The organism is Enterovibrio litoreus (assembly GCF_045679545.1).
GTDB lineage: Bacteria > Pseudomonadota > Gammaproteobacteria > Enterobacterales > Vibrionaceae > Enterovibrio.
Window position 1 is genome coordinate 3,314,980 of sequence record NZ_CP166194.1, and the last position, 15,725, is coordinate 3,330,704.

Consider the following 15,725-nt stretch of genomic DNA (forward strand, 5'->3'; position numbering starts at 1 on the left):
ATGAGACGCATGTTCACAAGAAGTGAAAAAAAACACATTGGATAAGCTTATTGATACGCGATAACCAGGGTTAACTGTATTGTTAATCCGCCTTGCTGATTCAATGAGGCCTGAGCATTGCCATTGTGTTGCCTGACCGCGCTGTCTGTAATCGCTAAACCCAATCCTGTACCACCACTTTCGCGATCTCGTGCCGTCGACACGCGGTAAAACGGTCGGAAGATATCAACCAACATTTCTTCGGGCACACCTTCGCCATCATCGCTCACCGTCACCACCAAATTTCGTCCTTTGACTGACATCGTCACGTCTATTTTGCGGCGCGCGTATTTAATGGCATTACGCACCACATTTTCTAACGCACTGCATAGCAAAGGCCCATTCCCTTCAATATTCACTGCGGGCATGTCGCTGTAGGTCAATTGCTTGCCACACTGCTCTGCTTCAAACACGGCATCTTCCAACAGGGTCTGCCAAAGATCTTCCAGCGAGTAAGTGTCTCGTTCAGCGTGGCTATTAAGCTGCATGCGCGATAGTGAAAGCAAGTCGGCAATCATCTTTTCCATTCGCTCCGCTTCGGTGTCGATGCGGGTGAGATTGGCACTTTCGCCCTGCTTGCGCATCGCGAGGGCATTGGCCATGCGAAGGCGGGTAAGCGGTGACCGCAATTCATGCGAAATATCAGACAGTAAACGTTGTTGTCCGCTGATCATTTGATTAAGCGCCGTCACCATTTGATTAAAGCTGGCGCCCGCTTGATGAAACTCACGTGGGCCTTTCTCAAGCGTTGGATCAATTTCGAACCGACCTTGCGCTACCCGCTCTGCCGCCGCTTGCAGACGACGCGCAGGTCTTGTCACTGCCCAAGCCAGCCATAGCAACAAGGGTGTGCTGACCACCATGGTCACCAGCAGAAGTTGGAATGGTCTGTCGAGGATCTGAATATAGAACGGTGGCGCTTGACGCCACATTTTCCCCACATACATCAGCGCGCTTTGGTTGTTGCCTTCAACCTCGAAAGGTCCCGCCAACATCCAGCGACCATACAAGCGTTGCATCGGTTGTTCCGGATCATCCGCTAAGGTAATGAAATTTTTCAGTGCTCGACTGCTACCATGATGGCCACTATCTCCCAAGGGTTCACCGCCTACGGTCGTAAAGTACAACTTTACCGGTGCTCTTTCTGGTTGCTGACGTTGGAAATGAATCAGTCGTTGTTCAAACGAACCCGATCGCTTAGCTATCTGCGTAGACACCGTTTCTGCTATTTCCACATATTCTGCCTTAGCGCCAGACGGCAAGGTATGCTGCTGTCTTGGGTCGCTGTGTTGCGCCATTAATACAGCGATCAGCACCAACAAAAGCGTCAGCCAGAAAATGGCAAATATTCGACCATATAGACTTCTTATGGTTGGCAGTTTCATTATGCCTCCACCAGCAAATAACCACGCCCACGTAGGGTTTTAATCCGTGGCTTGCCATCTATGCGTTCAGGCAATTTTTTACGAATATTCGAAATATGCATATCAATAGCACGGTCAAACGGTGCCAATCGTTTACCCAATACATTAAGACTGATGTCCGCTTTCGCCACAATACTTCCAGGTTGCTTTACTAAATAGGTCAGCAAGGCAGTTTCAGTACCTGTCAGGTCGATCAATTGCTGCTGACAATACACTTCCATCTTGCCGGGGAAGATAACGATGTCTTGATACTCAATTGATTCTTGCGCCTCTTCGCTTCGCTTATCATCACCCGCTTTAGCGGTTCGACGTAAAATCGCACGCATTCGAGCCAATAACTCGCGATCACTAAAAGGCTTAGGCAGATAATCATCTGCACCCAACTCTAACCCCATGACGCGATCAATCTCTTCCCCTTTTGCTGTGAGCATCAACACGGGCGTATCCCAGCTGTCGCGCAGGCGACGCAGCGTTTCCATGCCATTGAGTACAGGCATCATTACGTCCAGCAATACCAAATCAATCTCGTCATTGATTTGGTCCAGCCCTTGCTGACCATTATTGGCGATATCTACCTCGTAACCTTCTAGCTCTAATAAATCTCGAAGTAAGCCAGTCAGTTCGATGTCATCGTCAATCAGAAGGATTTTGCTCATGGTACGCACCCGTATAAATGTTGATGAATCTAGTATCTGCGATTCGTCACAGCGACGCCATGCGTAAACAGCAGGTTTACGCGCCTTTACATTGCTTTACTTAGGCTGAACACCGGTTTACGTCTAGAGGGGTAAAGTGACTACATCAAAACGAAACACGCTGAACAAACAGCGCATTCGAATAACAAAGCAAAACAACGAAGATCAAGAACACAACCTCATTTAAACCGGAGAGAACATCATGAAATTATCAAAAGGCATTATCGCTACTGTTATCGCACTTCCATTAATGATGGGTTCTATGTCAGCCATGGCATTCGGTGGTGGTCACCACGATGGCGAAGGCAAACGCGGCGGTGAAGGTATGATCGGCAAACATCTTCTGCGTGGCATCGACCTCACTGATGCACAAAAAGAAGAGATGAAAACACTGCGTGAACAAAACCGTGATGCGATGAACGCCAACAAAGGCGCGAACAAAGCGACAATGATGGCTGAGCGTCAAGAAATGCAAGCGCTGCTTCTGGCCGACAACTTTGATGAAGCCGAAATCCGCGCACTGGCACAAAAAATGGCAGACCAACACGTTGAGCGTCGCATCTCCATGATGAAGCGCCAACATGAAATGCTGAACATCCTGACGCCAGAGCAAAAAGCAGAAGTGAAAGCCAACATGGATAAAATGGCTGAGCGTCACCAAGAGCGAATGAAAAATAGAGGCTAATCGAAAAATTCGTCCCCTTGTCCTTGTTTATCTCACACCATGCCGACACCTGTCGGCATGGTGTGTTTTTCCTGCTCAACCAAGCCATTAATTCTACGTAAAAAAACGTTATACTCTGTTCACTTCTTCCTAGCTTTATGTGCACATGACAGAAAAATACGCTCGATTAGTTCAGATGGCCGCGTGGGCAGCAACCATTACGGCTTCATTCCTATTGCTGATGAAGCTGGGCACATGGTGGTATACCGGCTCGGTGAGCCTCTTGGCATCCTTGGTCGACTCTCTGATTGATTTGCTCGCATCAGTCACTAATCTGGTGGTAGTACGCTATGCGCTACAACCGGCCGATGAAGAGCACAAATTCGGGCATGGCAAAGCGGAATCTCTTGCTGCATTAGCACAGGCGGCCTTTATCGTCGGCTCCGCGTGTTTCCTCGTCCTTAGTGGCATTGAACGACTGTTTAAACCCACAGAACTGTTCCACCCTGAAGCGGGTGTTGTGATGAGTGGTATCGCGACCGTCATCACCGCTGGCCTTGTGCTATTTCAAAAATGGGTGGTACGACAAACAGGCAGCCAAGCCATCGCAGCTGACTCCTTGCACTATCAGTCTGATTTGTACATGAACATTGCCATCATCGTGGCCTTGGGCTTAGCCTGGTATGGCTTCCCAATGGCAGACGCCATTTTTGCCATTGGTATCGGTATCTTTATCCTTGTCAGCGCATTTAGGATGGCCAGTGAGGCGGTGCAATCCCTGCTTGATCGCCAACTCCCCGTTGAAGACCAAGACAAAATCATGTTGCTGGCATCAACGGTGTCGGGTGTAGAAGGGGTTCATGACCTGCGCACTCGTCAGGCAGGCGCAACGCGATTTATTCAGCTTCACCTCGAATTAGATGACGACTTAAGGCTGGTAGATGCCCATGTGATTGCCGATGAAGTGGAAGACAGATTAGAAATCGCCTTTCCGGGTGCAGACATCCTTATCCACCAAGATCCGGTGTCGGTTGTTGGAAAAACACCACGTGAGCAAAATTAATACACGAAGTGCACCGAAAATTTGCAACGCTTACTGATATTAATCAACGAAAAAACGTAGTGAAATTGTAATAGTCTTTCATAAGTAGGAAAGTTACAGTTTCAAAGACGGTGCCAGCGAGCTAAACTGGCACGTCAACGCATGCTGAGTCATACCCGCGTTACCTGTAAGACTTTTCTTAGGGAAGCTGGGTGTAAGACTCGAGGTCTTAACATGCGAAAATGGATTTGAAATTTCAATTCCCAAAGTCAGAGGGTAACCATGGTTAGTAAAATTGGTGTTTTGACCAGTGGCGGCGACGCCCCGGGTATGAATGCAGCCATCCGCGGCGTTGTACGCGCAGCATTGAGTGAAGGCATTGAAGTCTACGGTATTTATGACGGCTACCAAGGCCTTCATCAGAACCGTATTGAAAAACTGAATCGTACCAGCGTATCAGACATCATCAATAGAGGCGGCACCTTCTTAGGCTCTGCACGCTTCCCTGAATTTAAAGATGAGAAAGTTCGCGAACAGGCCATCAATAACATGAAGATGCATGGTATTGAAGCACTGGTGGTGATTGGTGGTGACGGTTCTTACATGGGTGCAAAGAAGCTGACTGAGATGGGTTTCCCATGTATCGGTCTGCCAGGCACCATTGACAATGATATCCCAGGCACTGATTACACCATCGGTTACCTGACGGCGCTAAACACCGTTGTTGAAGCGATTGACCGTCTTCGTGATACCTCTTCTTCACACCAGCGTATTTCTATCGTTGAAGTGATGGGGCGTCACTGTGGCGATCTGACGCTGATGGCATCGATTGCAGGTGGCTGTGAGTACTTTGTAACACCTGAGCTTGGTCTTGATAGAGAGCAGCTTCTGGCGAAAGTCAAAGAAGGCATCTACAAAGGCAAGAAGCACGCAATCATCGCAATCACTGAGCTGATGACCGATGCTAACGAATTGGCGAAGTACATCGAAAAAGAAACTGGCCGTGAAACACGCGCGACGATTCTGGGTCATATTCAGCGTGGCGGACAACCTCGCGCATTTGACCGTATTCTTGCATCGCGTATGGGTGCATTTGCGGTTGAGCTTCTGATCAATGGCGAAGGTGGTCGTTGTGTGGGTATTCAGTGTGAAAAACTGGTTCACCACGACATCATTGATGCCATTGAAAACATGCGCCGCCCATTCCGCCAAGATCTGTATGACGTAGCAAACAAATTGTTCTAATCATCAGACAGTACAACAAGAACGGAGCCCAAGGGCTCCGTTTTTTTATCGCTCGCATATCCGTATCACCAAGGCGCGTCAGTGGCTAAATACCGTCACCTTCGATAAATTCTGCGTTACCGTTGAACTTCTGGTCCATGTCAAAAGACGGTTTTTCACTGCTGGGCGTTCCGACAATCTTGGCAGGAACACCTGCTGCGGTTGTGTGTGGTGGTACATCAATCAACACGACCGAACACGCCGCGACTTTCGCCCCCTCACCCACTTCGATATTGCCAAGAATTTTGGCTCCCGCACCAATCATCACACCTGTACGAATTTTCGGGTGGCGATCACCACACTCTTTGCCCGTACCGCCCAAGGTAACATCTTGCAGGATAGAAACATCATCCTCTACCACGGCCGTTTCACCAATCACGATACCAGTGGCATGGTCAAACATGATGCCGCGACCAATGGTTGCTGCAGGATGCACATCCACCTGACAGGCAACAGAGATTTGGTTTTGTAAATACACGGCCAGCTCTCGACGGCCTTGTGACCAAAGCCAATTCGCCACGCGAAAGCCTTGCAGCGCATGAAAGCCTTTAAGATAAAGTAACGGGGTGGAATACAATTCGATCGCGGGGTCACGCTCTACTGTCGCGCAAATATCACAGGCTGCTGAGGAGACAATGCTCTCGTCGCCTGCATAAGCGTCTTCCACGACTTCTCGTACCGCCATGGCTGGCATGCTTGGTGTAGCAAGTTTATTGGCGAGAATATAGCTCAATGCGGCCGCTAACGTATCGTGCTTAATAATGGTGGCATGGAAAAAGCTCGCCAACATAGGTTCGCGCTCAGTATGCTCTTTCGCTTCGCGTTTAATGGCCTTCCAGACTTTGTCTTGCTGGCATTTTTTGTCGCGGCCTTCACCACACATCCTTTGCATCTTGCTACCTTTCCTACGTTGCTGCTCGTGCTAACAATGTTTGCTGACTCAATCAGGTTATCAGTGTGACATAGATAACTAAACAACCCAATATTGAAACCTTTGACGATAGATAAGTTTGGCACCGCAATTCTCACGATGCTTGTCATTCGTCGCAAAAATACAAAACGCGAGGTTAATGCTCGCGTTTTATCAGACTCACCGTCAAGCCTCGACAGCCGAGACTATTCTGATGTTCGCTGACGAGCCAGCAAATCTTGCGCTGCTAGGCGCGCATCTTTACCTTCATAAAGCACTTGATATATTTGCTCGACGATAGGCATCTCAACGTTCATACGCTTTGCAAGTACACGTACTTCTTTGGTATTGCGATAGCCTTCAACCACCTGACCAATTTCTGCCTGTGCTTCTTCCACGCCTTTGCCTTGCCCTAGCGCCAAACCAAAACGGCGATTGCGCGATTGGTTGTCGGTACATGTCAGTACCAAATCCCCCAAACCCGCCATGCCCATAAAGGTTTCGCGTTCCGCACCCAATGCCACACCCAAGCGGGTGAGTTCAGCAAGGCCACGGGTGATCAATGCAGTACGAGCATTGGCACCAAAGCCGATGCCATCAGACATCCCTGCACCAATCGCAATCACGTTTTTCACCGCACCGCCGAGTTGAATACCGGTAAAATCGCTGTTGGCGTAAACACGAAACGTACGGCTGCAGTGAAACTTCTCTTGCAAGTCAGTGAGAAAAGCGCCATCCGGTGAGGCAACCGAAATAGCGGTCGGCAAACCCGCAGCCAGCTCTTTGGCAAAGGTTGGGCCTGACAATACCGCTAGTGATACCTCATCACCCAGCTGTTCTCTGGCGACATCTTGCAGTAAACGACCAGTTTCTGGTTCCAGACCTTTCGTTGCCCAGCAAATACGCTGATCAGCACGGAGGAAAGGTTTTACTTGCGCCAACACCAAACCAAATACATGGCTGGGTACGACCACCAAGATATCTCGGCTTACCTGTACCGATTCTTTAAGATCGGCACTAAGGATAAGAGACTCTGGAAAGGCGACACCGGGCAGAAACGCTTCATTTGAACGATCAATTTCAAGCTGTGCCATATGTGCCGCTTCATGTCCCCACAACACCACGTTAGCGCCGTTGCGAGCCAAAGAGATCGCGAGAGATGTGCCGTATGAGCCTGCGCCCAATACGGTCATAGCAACATCAGCCAAAGCACGTGTGGCTTGGGTATTTTCTGTCATGGGTGTCGACCTTTTGTGCTGCGCTTACGCGTCAGCGTTTTCAGTGTTTTGCGTTTGGTTTTGCAGGTAGTTCATGAACAATGCGTCAAAGTTAACTGGCGCTAGGTTCAATTGTGGGAACGTACCTTTCACAACCAAGCTTGAAATGGTTTCACGTGCGTATGGGAACAGGATGTTCGGGCAGAATGCGCCTAGGCAATGTGCTAGTTGTGGTGCTTCCATACCGCCAACGCTGAAGATACCGCCTTGCTGAACTTCACACAGGAAACCATTCTCTTCGCCGTTTTTCACGGTAACAGTCAGGCGTAAAACCACTTCGTAAACACCTTCACCTAGCTCACGGCTTTGGGTGTCTAGATCCAGGTTTACATCTGGGTTCCACTCTTGTTGAAAAACGTCTGGAGAGTTTGGCGCTTCAAAAGACACGTCTTTCAGGAAGATACGTTGGATAGCAAAGTTTTGTTGCTCTTGTTGGTTGTTCGCTGCTTCAGCCATAATGATAAATCCTTGTTAATTAAATAAATGCTTTCTCGCATTCTAAAATGAGTCAGGCAGCCCTAATAGAGCTGCCTGTCGAATAGCTCACTGCCAGCGTTACTTTTTCTTTTTGTGACGGACGAGTGGAAGATTCGCTTCTTTCCACGAAATCAGCCCATCTTTCAGCACGCTAACATTCTCAAACCCTGCCTTTGTCAGCACGTTTGCGCTTTCAATGGCGGTCTGTCCGGTCTTACACACCAGAATGATTGGGTCTGATTTATGTTTTTCAATCTCACCAAAGGAATTGGCTTTAATGTCTTTCGCCAAAACGTGAAGTGCGCCTGCAATATGACCTGCGCGGTATTCGTCGCGGCTACGGATATCGACAAACACACCATTTTCGCGGTTCACCATCACGGTAGCGTCATTTGGCGTGGCAATTTTGTATGCAGCGGTTTTCTGCTTGATGACTGACAAAATCAGCGCAACAACCAGACCTACCCACACCAGTGACAAAATCAAGTTACTTTGGACAAATTCAATTAACTGCTGCATAGCTCGCTTCTACATTCATGTCGGCAAAAAAATCGACCCCGAGTATAACCTCCCGCGCTGGCAAGTACAGCATGGGCTTGGATTTCCATGCTCTCGCTCACTGCCACTAAACAGCAAAAGCTTGAAACAGGTCACACTCATCCCCACTTAATAAAGACGATATGCCATTTTATTTTTTCAAACCGCTTAGCAGACAAGGTCCCATGTAAAAGCTGTTGAATTACTACAGCTATTTTCTCCACACTCTTCATACATGAGAGCGAATCAAGTGAATAAGACTCGGTACAAGCCCCGAGACAGCTGAGCTAAGCACTTGGCATTACAATATTTGTTGAATAATTAGCGAAAAATTTTGCCTACTGCTTAACCACTAAAATGTAGTAAAGTTACGCTAATTGTTTTTATCGAAATTGACATTAAAGAGGACACTGTATGTCTGCTAAGAAGCCTTTGGCTCTCGTTATTCTGGATGGATGGGGTTATCGCGAAGATAACAGCGATAACGCCATTGCTAATGCTAAAACACCGGTTCTTGACGGCTTAATGGCGGGCACCAGCACCCTGATCTCTGCGTCAGGCATGGACGTTGGTCTGCCAGATGGTCAAATGGGCAACTCTGAAGTTGGTCACACCAACATTGGCGCTGGCCGTATCGTTTACCAAGACCTGACCCGTATCACCAAAGCGATTACCGATGGGGAATTTTTCGACAACGCGGTTCTAACTGGCGCAGTTGATAAAGCAGTGAAAGCGGGCAAAGCCGTTCACATCATGGGTCTGCTATCACCAGGCGGTGTTCACAGCCATGAAGACCACATTGCAGCAGCGATTGAACTTGCCGTTCAACGTGGTGCTGAAAATGTCTACCTGCATTGCTTCCTTGATGGTCGTGATACGCCGCCACGCAGCGCGAAAAACTCGCTGGTGCGCTTCGACGAGTTGTACGCGAAGCTAGGTAAAGGCCGCACGGCTTCTCTCGTTGGTCGTTACTACGCAATGGACCGCGATAACAACTGGGATCGCGTCGAAAAAGCTTATGACCTGCTGACTCAAGCAAAAGGTGATTTCACTTACGCGTCTGCTGTTGAAGCACTGGAAGCGGCTTATGCTCGAGATGAGAACGATGAATTCGTCAAAGCATCTGAAATCCGCGCTGAAGGCCAACCTGTTGCGTCTATCAATGACGGCGACAGCCTGATTTTCATGAACTTCCGTGCTGACCGTGCGCGCCAAATCGCTCGCACTTTCCTGCCATCGTTTGACGGTTTCACCCGTTCAAAAGTGGCTGCATTGTCTGATTTCGTGATGCTAACTGAATACGCAGCAGATATCGACGCGTCTTGTGCGTACCCATCAGACAACTTGGTTAACACGCTGGGTGAGTGGCTATCGAAAGAAGGCAAAACTCAGCTGCGGATTTCTGAAACTGAAAAGTACGCGCACGTGACGTTCTTCTTCAATGGCGGTGCGGAAGACGCATTCGACGGCGAAGAGCGTTCATTGGTGGCTTCACCGAAAGTCGCCACGTATGACCTGCAGCCTGAAATGAGTTCAGAAGAATTGACCGACAAACTGGTCGCAGCGATTAAGAGCGGCAAGTTTGATCAAATCATCTGTAACTACCCGAACGGCGACATGGTTGGCCACACAGGTGTTTACGATGCAGCGGTTAAAGCATGTGAAGCGGTAGATAGCTGTATCGGCCGTGTGGTTGAAGCCATCAAAGAAGTTGACGGCCAGCTGCTGATCACCGCTGACCATGGTAATGCTGAGATGATGGTCGACCCTGAAACGGGTGGCATTCACACTGCGCACACCAACTTGCCTGTTCCGTTGATTTATGTGGGCAACAAGAACATCGAACTTGTTGAAGGCGGTAAGCTGTCAGATCTGGCACCTACCATGCTTTCATTGACTGGTGTATCTATCCCATCAGACATGACTGGCAAGCCACTTTACGTCCAAAAGTAAGGTTTCAACGCTAAATACCGGTTCGGTCATTTAGCGATTAAAACGCGCCGATAGTGAGGGAAAACTCCCTTTTTGTTGGCGCGTTTTTTATTGCCTGCCGTACGCCTTGCTTCTCTTTTACGCATTTAGAAATCTTGTTTAATTAGAAGCACTAATATCTTTCTTTTCTTGCGACGCTGAGACACTCTCAATAGTGCAGACCCCTGATCAGATTGATATACTGCCAAACATGTTGGGAATAAATTTGCGCCTGCTGAAAAAATTGCGCGCCAGTGCTCTATGCACTGGCGTTTTGCTATGCCTGATGATTGGCTCACCATCCAACGCCAGCGATGAGCAACTGTCGGGGGTCAAAAATGAAATATCCCGGCAAGAACAGCAGCTCAATACGAGCAGTAAGAAGCTCAACACCTTGCAATCAGCGCTGAAAAAGCAAGAGCAATCCATCAGCAACTTGGCAAAGCAGATCCGTGCCTCCAATGCAACGTTATCGACGCTTGAAGATGACATTGCCGCGCTCAACCGTGAAAGCCAGCGCCTAGAGCAGCTCATGCTCGGGCAAATGGAATTGTTGAAAGAGTTACTGAACAGCCAGTATCGCCAAGGTGAACACAATCAATTAAATGCGCTGCTTAGTGGGCAAGACACCAGCAAGCTGGATCGCATGACGGTGTACGCCGAACGCCTGTCAAAAGCACGTACCGACGCCATCAATGAATTGTCAGCAACTGATACCGAGTTGCAACTCAAACGTCGCATGTTAGATCAGCAAACAGACAAACAAAAAGCGGTGCTGGCTTCGCTACAAGCGGATAAAGCCAAACTGGAAAAAGAACAAAAAGCGCAGAAAAAAACCGCCAGCGCCATTCAACGCCAAATCAGCAGCGACAAGTCTTATCTTTCTGAGCTGCGTGACAACGAGAAAAGCCTCAAAGTCGAACTAGAAAAATCCGCAGAATTAGCGCGGATTGCCGCCGAACAAGCCAAAGTCAAAATGGATGGGCTCGGCAAGTACAAAGGCAAACTGCAATGGCCAGTAAGAGGCAAAGTGCTGCATAGCTATGGCAGTCCGCAAAGCGGTCAACTGCGCTGGAACGGCATGGTCATTTCCGCCAAAGAAGGAGCCGAAGTCAAAGCGGCTCATGATGGCACGGTGGTGTTGTCTAACTGGCTACGCGGATACGGATTGATGGTGGTGGTTGATCACGGTAAAGGCGACATGAGTTTTTATGGCTATAACCAAGCACTGTTACGCAATGTGGGGGACACAGTAAAAGCGGGAGACCCCGTGGCACTTGTTGGTAACAGCGGCGGGCAAGCCTCCTCCGGCCTTTACTTCGAAATACGGCGTAAAGGCAATGCCACTAACCCTAGCCCTTGGCTCGGGCGGTAAGCGGAGTCGGTAGCAGATGCAAAGGATTGTCACTGTCACCACCTACATCATACTCTCATTAGCATTGCTGCTCGCCATGCCAGCCATGGCGAACCCTTTAACGAAACCCAAACTCGCTGTGATCATTGACGACCTCGGCTATGACCTGATGCCAAGGGACATCGCAAAACTCCCCCCCGAAATCAGCATCTCGGTGATCCCATTTACGGAGTTTGATACCGCGGTCGCACTGACTGCGCTTAGTCAACACCGTGAAATTTTGCTTCACTTGCCCATGCAAAGCCCACCCGGCGCCCCACAAGAGTCATATGTGCTAACGCTCGATATGTCCAAACAAGAGATGCAAGAAGCCGTGCAAGAGGCGCTGTATCGCGTTCCTCATGCAGTTGCGGTAAACAACCATATGGGCAGCTTACTGACTCAGCACCGCGAGCCGATGCACTGGATTATGGAGTTGCTCCACGACAGACAATTGGGGTTTATCGACAGCCGTACCACCGTCAATACGGTGGCACAAAAAATCGCGAAGCAACATGGTCTCCCCAACAATCGCCGTCATGTCTTTCTCGACCATTATCTCAATGAAGCATTTATCTCTGATCAACTCGAATTAGCCGTCACACTGGCCGAAAAACGAGGTATCGCGGTCGTGATAGCCCACCCTTTCCCAATCACACTCGATACGCTGCAAAAAGCACTTCCTTATCTTCAGCAACGGGTTGATTTAGTGCCTATCTCTCAGGCCTTCTTACCCTAAACCGCGATTTTTACCTTTGCTCTAGCATTAAAAAACCCGCCGCAGCGGGTTTGATTATTGTTTTTTAGTCACCCACGATTGGTGAAGATGACTTCTGCCAATCCAAAATCACTTTGCCTGACATGCCTGAACGCATCATGTCAAAGCCTTGTTGGAAATCATCCACACTATAGTGATGCGTGATGATTGGGCTGAGATCTAAACCTGATTGAATCAAACTCGCCATCTTGTACCAGGTTTCGAACATCTCGCGACCATAGATACCTTTAATCACCAAACCTTTGAAGATCACTTGGTTCCAGTCGATACCCATGTCTGAAGGCGGAATACCCAGAAGGGCGATACGACCACCATGGTTCATAGTTTTAAGCATGGCATTGAACGCTGACGGGTTACCTGACATTTCCATGCCCACATCGAAGCCTTCACGCATGCCAAGTTCGGCCATCACGTCTTCCAGCTTTTCTTCAGCAACATTCACTGCACGGGTTACACCCATTTTGCGTGCCAAATCCAAACGGTATTCGTTCACATCCGTGATCACCACATGACGCGCACCCACATGCTTAGCCACAGCCGCAGCCATAATGCCAATCGGGCCAGCACCGGTGATCAGCACATCTTCGCCAACCAAATCAAACGACAGTGCCGTGTGTACTGCGTTGCCAAATGGGTCGAAGATTGATGCGAGATCATCAGAGATATCCGCAGGGATTTTGAAAGCATTGAACGCAGGGATCACCAAATACTCGGCAAATGCCCCTTCACGGTTAACACCAACACCGGTGGTATTGCGGCAAAGATGTGTGCGGCCTGCACGACAGTTACGGCAGTGACCACAGGTGATATGACCTTCACCTGAAACACGATCGCCCACAGTGAAACCGCGAACTTCCTGACCCATGGCAACCACTTCACCCACGTATTCGTGACCGACAACCATAGGCACAGGAATGGTCTTTTGTGACCATTCGTCCCAGTTGTAGATGTGTACATCGGTACCACAAATCGCGGTTTTACGGATTTTGATCAGAAGATCGTTGTGACCCACTTCTGGTAGGTCGACTTCTGTCATCCAAATACCTGGCTCTGGTTTCAGTTTTGCCAGTGCTTTCATTTTGTTTGTCATTGTCACTTACTCAATCAGCCCCATGTCTTTACCCACTTTGATAAAGGCATCGATAGCTTTGTCTAATTGCTCGCGGCTATGTGCAGCCGACATTTGTGTACGAATACGTGCTTGGCCTTTTGGTACCACAGGGAACGAGAAACCTACCACGTAGATACCTTCTTCCATCATGCGCTGTGCAAACTCAGCACCCACTTTTGCGTCGCCAAGCATCACTGGGATGATCGCATGATCAGCACCAGAGAGCGTGAAGCCTGCTTCGCTCATGCGCGCGCGGAAGTGGCTAGCGTTCTCCCATAGTTGGGTGCGCAAATTGCCGCTTTCTTCCAACAGGTCGATCACACGGATAGACGCAGAGACGATTGCTGGCGCCAGTGAGTTAGAGAACAAATACGGACGTGAGCGCTGGCGCAGCCAATCAATCACTTCTTTTTTACCCGACGTGTAACCGCCTGATGCGCCCCCCATGGCTTTGCCAAGCGTACCGGTAATGATGTCGATGCGTTCAATCACGTCGTGGTGCTCGTGCGTACCACGACCGTTCGCGCCCATAAAGCCCACTGCGTGAGAGTCATCAACCATCACCAATGCGCCGTATTTGTCTGCCAAATCACAAATCGCTGGCAGGTTCGCCACGACGCCGTCCATTGAGAACACACCGTCTGTCACGATAAGCGTGTTACGAGCGCCCGCTTCTTTGGCAGCGATCAGTTGCTGCTCAAGCTCTTCCATGTTGTTGTTGGCATAACGAAAACGCATCGCTTTACAAAGACGCACACCATCAATGATTGAGGCATGGTTGAGTGCGTCAGAAATGATGGCATCTTCCGCACCCAAAATGGTTTCAAACAAACCCGTGTTGGCATCAAAGCAAGAGGTATAAAGAATCGTGTCTTCCATACCTAAGAAGGTAGAGAGTTTTTCCTCAAGCTCTTTGTGCGCGTCTTGCGTTCCGCAGATGAAACGAACTGATGCCATACCAAAGCCATGCTGATCCATGCCCTTTTGCGCCGCTTCAATCAGCGTTGGGTGGTTAGCCAAGCCCAGATAATTGTTCGCACAGAAATTCAACACTTCAGCGCCAGACGTCACCGAGATACTCGCCTGTTGGGCAGAAGTGATCACGCGTTCATCTTTGTACAGACCTTCAGCTTTGGTTTCTTCAAGCTGCTGGCGGATTTGCTGGTAAAAAGCGGCAGTCATCGCTCACTCCATCAAGGAAAACAGGAACAGATTTAAGACGTGCGACCAGTAGATCACTGATAACACAGTGTTTATTGCACCATATGTAGCTGATATGCCCAAGGGATGCTTTTAATGCAGTATGACATATCAGAATGGAGGTCGATAATAGAATTATGAGGATGACTGCGTCTATCTGATTAGCACATCTTATTGCCATAGATCACGCAGATAAATCACGCAGACGCAGACGCCATTTGCTGACGATAATGCTCAATAATTTCACCCACGACTGCACGGCCTTTATCGGTTGTCATTGGCGACACCATATTGAGGATCTGAAGGACGCCTTGATAGATAACGGCAGGGGTGATTTTAGCTTGGGGTGCTTGCGCGCTTTGATAAAAAATCCAGCTCGATGCGACCAATTTAAGCGTGCTGCACAAAGACGCCAACGCCTCATCTTCCATATCCAGCCAGCCCGTTTCACGAAACTGCCCCAGCATCGCAAACAAGTTAGTTTTAAGGCTTTGTTGCGCCGCCAGATACTTATTTTGTAACACCGCATCGCGACGCAAGATATCGGGCAAATTGGCGTAGAAGAAGCGGTAACGCCACATCAACTGAAACGTCGCATCAAGATAAGCAAGCAGACGCTGTTGATCCGATTCAGCAGGGGCTTCTGGCTGAAAACCTACCGTGAGATCGAGCGCGTATTGATCGAAAATACTGTGTATAATCTCTTCCTTATTACGGAAGTGATAATACAAATTCCCTGGGCTAATCCCGAGATCAGCAGCAATGTGATTGGTAGTGACATTCGGTTCACCCTGCTCGTTAAATAGCGCCAATGCAGAATGAATAATGCGATCACGGGTTTTCATGGTTAAACTGCTATCCTCATGCCCAATAGGGAAATGTAAATATTACCATAGCCTCCGCAAGAGTGATGGCGGGGTCTT

At 48.9% G+C, this 15,725-nt stretch carries 15 protein-coding genes; 6 read left to right on the forward strand and 9 right to left on the reverse strand.

All coding sequences use genetic code 11. The annotated features are described in order from the left end of the window. Positions 1-47 precede the first annotated feature (47 nt). Positions 48-1,424 carry an envelope stress sensor histidine kinase CpxA gene (gene cpxA / locus AB8599_RS14850; RefSeq protein WP_407331635.1) on the reverse strand — a complete coding sequence of 459 codons (1,377 nt, stop codon included), beginning with the start codon at positions 1,422-1,424 and terminating at the stop codon, positions 48-50. Next, positions 1,424-2,119 (reverse strand): response regulator, encoded by a 696-nt coding sequence (locus tag AB8599_RS14855; RefSeq protein WP_407331636.1) that lies wholly within the window; start codon positions 2,117-2,119, stop codon positions 1,424-1,426. The genes cpxA and AB8599_RS14855 overlap by 1 nt, the downstream gene beginning before the upstream one ends. Positions 2,120-2,360: 241 nt before the next feature. Between AB8599_RS14855 and AB8599_RS14860 the strand changes: the two genes are divergently transcribed. From AB8599_RS14860 to pfkA, 3 genes are all read left to right on the forward strand, one after another. After that, positions 2,361-2,843 (forward strand): CpxP family protein, encoded by a 483-nt coding sequence (locus tag AB8599_RS14860; RefSeq protein ID WP_407331637.1) that lies wholly within the window; start codon positions 2,361-2,363, stop codon positions 2,841-2,843. 145 nt (positions 2,844-2,988) lie between these two features. After that, positions 2,989-3,885 (forward strand): CDF family cation-efflux transporter FieF, encoded by an 897-nt coding sequence (gene fieF / locus AB8599_RS14865; protein ID WP_407331638.1) that lies wholly within the window; start codon positions 2,989-2,991, stop codon positions 3,883-3,885. Positions 3,886-4,146: 261 nt separating this feature from the next. Next, entirely contained in the window at positions 4,147-5,109 is a 963-nt protein-coding gene (gene pfkA, locus AB8599_RS14870; RefSeq protein WP_407331639.1) for a 6-phosphofructokinase, read from the forward strand. An 85-nt stretch (positions 5,110-5,194) separates the two neighbouring features. Here pfkA and cysE read toward each other — a convergent pair whose 3' ends face one another. The 4 genes from cysE to AB8599_RS14890 form a co-directional block, all read right to left on the reverse strand. Beyond that, entirely contained in the window at positions 5,195-6,040 is an 846-nt protein-coding gene (gene cysE / locus AB8599_RS14875; protein ID WP_407331640.1) for a serine O-acetyltransferase, read from the reverse strand. A gap of 224 nt (positions 6,041-6,264) precedes the next feature. Then, positions 6,265-7,296 (reverse strand): NAD(P)H-dependent glycerol-3-phosphate dehydrogenase, encoded by a 1,032-nt coding sequence (gene gpsA, locus AB8599_RS14880; protein ID WP_407331641.1) that lies wholly within the window; start codon positions 7,294-7,296, stop codon positions 6,265-6,267. Positions 7,297-7,320: 24 nt separating this feature from the next. Continuing rightward, complete coding sequence (gene secB / locus AB8599_RS14885; RefSeq protein ID WP_407331642.1) at positions 7,321-7,791, reverse strand: protein-export chaperone SecB; 471 nt, start codon at positions 7,789-7,791, stop codon at positions 7,321-7,323. 99 nt (positions 7,792-7,890) lie between these two features. Continuing rightward, entirely contained in the window at positions 7,891-8,331 is a 441-nt protein-coding gene (locus AB8599_RS14890) for a rhodanese-like domain-containing protein (RefSeq protein ID WP_407331643.1), read from the reverse strand. A 432-nt stretch (positions 8,332-8,763) separates the two neighbouring features. On the opposite strand from AB8599_RS14890, the gene gpmM reads away from it, so the two are divergent. From gpmM to AB8599_RS14905, 3 genes are all read left to right on the forward strand, one after another. Continuing rightward, positions 8,764-10,302, forward strand: coding sequence for a 2,3-bisphosphoglycerate-independent phosphoglycerate mutase (gene gpmM, locus AB8599_RS14895; RefSeq protein ID WP_407331644.1), 1,539 nt, complete (start codon positions 8,764-8,766; stop codon positions 10,300-10,302). Positions 10,303-10,531: 229 nt separating this feature from the next. Then, on the forward strand, positions 10,532-11,695 hold the full coding sequence (locus AB8599_RS14900; protein ID WP_407331645.1) for a peptidoglycan DD-metalloendopeptidase family protein: 1,164 nt from the start codon (positions 10,532-10,534) through the stop codon (positions 11,693-11,695). 16 nt (positions 11,696-11,711) lie between these two features. Beyond that, entirely contained in the window at positions 11,712-12,452 is a 741-nt protein-coding gene (locus AB8599_RS14905; RefSeq protein ID WP_407331646.1) for a divergent polysaccharide deacetylase family protein, read from the forward strand. Positions 12,453-12,516: 64 nt separating this feature from the next. Here the strand turns inward: AB8599_RS14905 and tdh are convergent, their stop codons facing one another. From tdh to AB8599_RS14920, 3 genes are all read right to left on the reverse strand, one after another. Then, entirely contained in the window at positions 12,517-13,581 is a 1,065-nt protein-coding gene (tdh, locus tag AB8599_RS14910) for an L-threonine 3-dehydrogenase (protein ID WP_407331647.1), read from the reverse strand. 6 nt (positions 13,582-13,587) lie between these two features. Continuing rightward, positions 13,588-14,784: a glycine C-acetyltransferase gene (locus tag AB8599_RS14915; protein WP_407331648.1), complete on the reverse strand. Its 1,197-nt coding sequence runs from the start codon at positions 14,782-14,784 to the stop codon at positions 13,588-13,590. A 215-nt stretch (positions 14,785-14,999) separates the two neighbouring features. Further along, positions 15,000-15,647, reverse strand: a complete 648-nt coding sequence (locus AB8599_RS14920; protein WP_407331649.1) for a TetR/AcrR family transcriptional regulator — start codon at positions 15,645-15,647, stop codon at positions 15,000-15,002. Positions 15,648-15,725: the final 78 nt, after the last annotated feature.

Coding starts and splice junctions, on each gene's coding strand:
- pfkA (WP_407331639.1), top strand. CDS start 4,147: ATGGTTAGTAAAATTGGTGTTTTGACCAGTGGCGGCGACGCCCCGGGT.
- AB8599_RS14905 (WP_407331646.1), top strand. CDS start 11,712: ATGCAAAGGATTGTCACTGTCACCACCTACATCATACTCTCATTAGCA.
- gpmM (WP_407331644.1), top strand. CDS start 8,764: ATGTCTGCTAAGAAGCCTTTGGCTCTCGTTATTCTGGATGGATGGGGT.
- cysE (WP_407331640.1), bottom strand. CDS start 6,040: ATGCAAAGGATGTGTGGTGAAGGCCGCGACAAAAAATGCCAGCAAGAC.
- AB8599_RS14900 (WP_407331645.1), top strand. CDS start 10,532: ATGTTGGGAATAAATTTGCGCCTGCTGAAAAAATTGCGCGCCAGTGCT.
- fieF (WP_407331638.1), top strand. CDS start 2,989: ATGACAGAAAAATACGCTCGATTAGTTCAGATGGCCGCGTGGGCAGCA.
- tdh (WP_407331647.1), bottom strand. CDS start 13,581: ATGACAAACAAAATGAAAGCACTGGCAAAACTGAAACCAGAGCCAGGT.
- cpxA (WP_407331635.1), bottom strand. CDS start 1,424: ATGAAACTGCCAACCATAAGAAGTCTATATGGTCGAATATTTGCCATT.
- AB8599_RS14920 (WP_407331649.1), bottom strand. CDS start 15,647: ATGAAAACCCGTGATCGCATTATTCATTCTGCATTGGCGCTATTTAAC.
- AB8599_RS14890 (WP_407331643.1), bottom strand. CDS start 8,331: ATGCAGCAGTTAATTGAATTTGTCCAAAGTAACTTGATTTTGTCACTG.
- AB8599_RS14855 (WP_407331636.1), bottom strand. CDS start 2,119: ATGAGCAAAATCCTTCTGATTGACGATGACATCGAACTGACTGGCTTA.
- AB8599_RS14915 (WP_407331648.1), bottom strand. CDS start 14,784: ATGACTGCCGCTTTTTACCAGCAAATCCGCCAGCAGCTTGAAGAAACC.
- secB (WP_407331642.1), bottom strand. CDS start 7,791: ATGGCTGAAGCAGCGAACAACCAACAAGAGCAACAAAACTTTGCTATC.
- gpsA (WP_407331641.1), bottom strand. CDS start 7,296: ATGACAGAAAATACCCAAGCCACACGTGCTTTGGCTGATGTTGCTATG.
- AB8599_RS14860 (WP_407331637.1), top strand. CDS start 2,361: ATGAAATTATCAAAAGGCATTATCGCTACTGTTATCGCACTTCCATTA.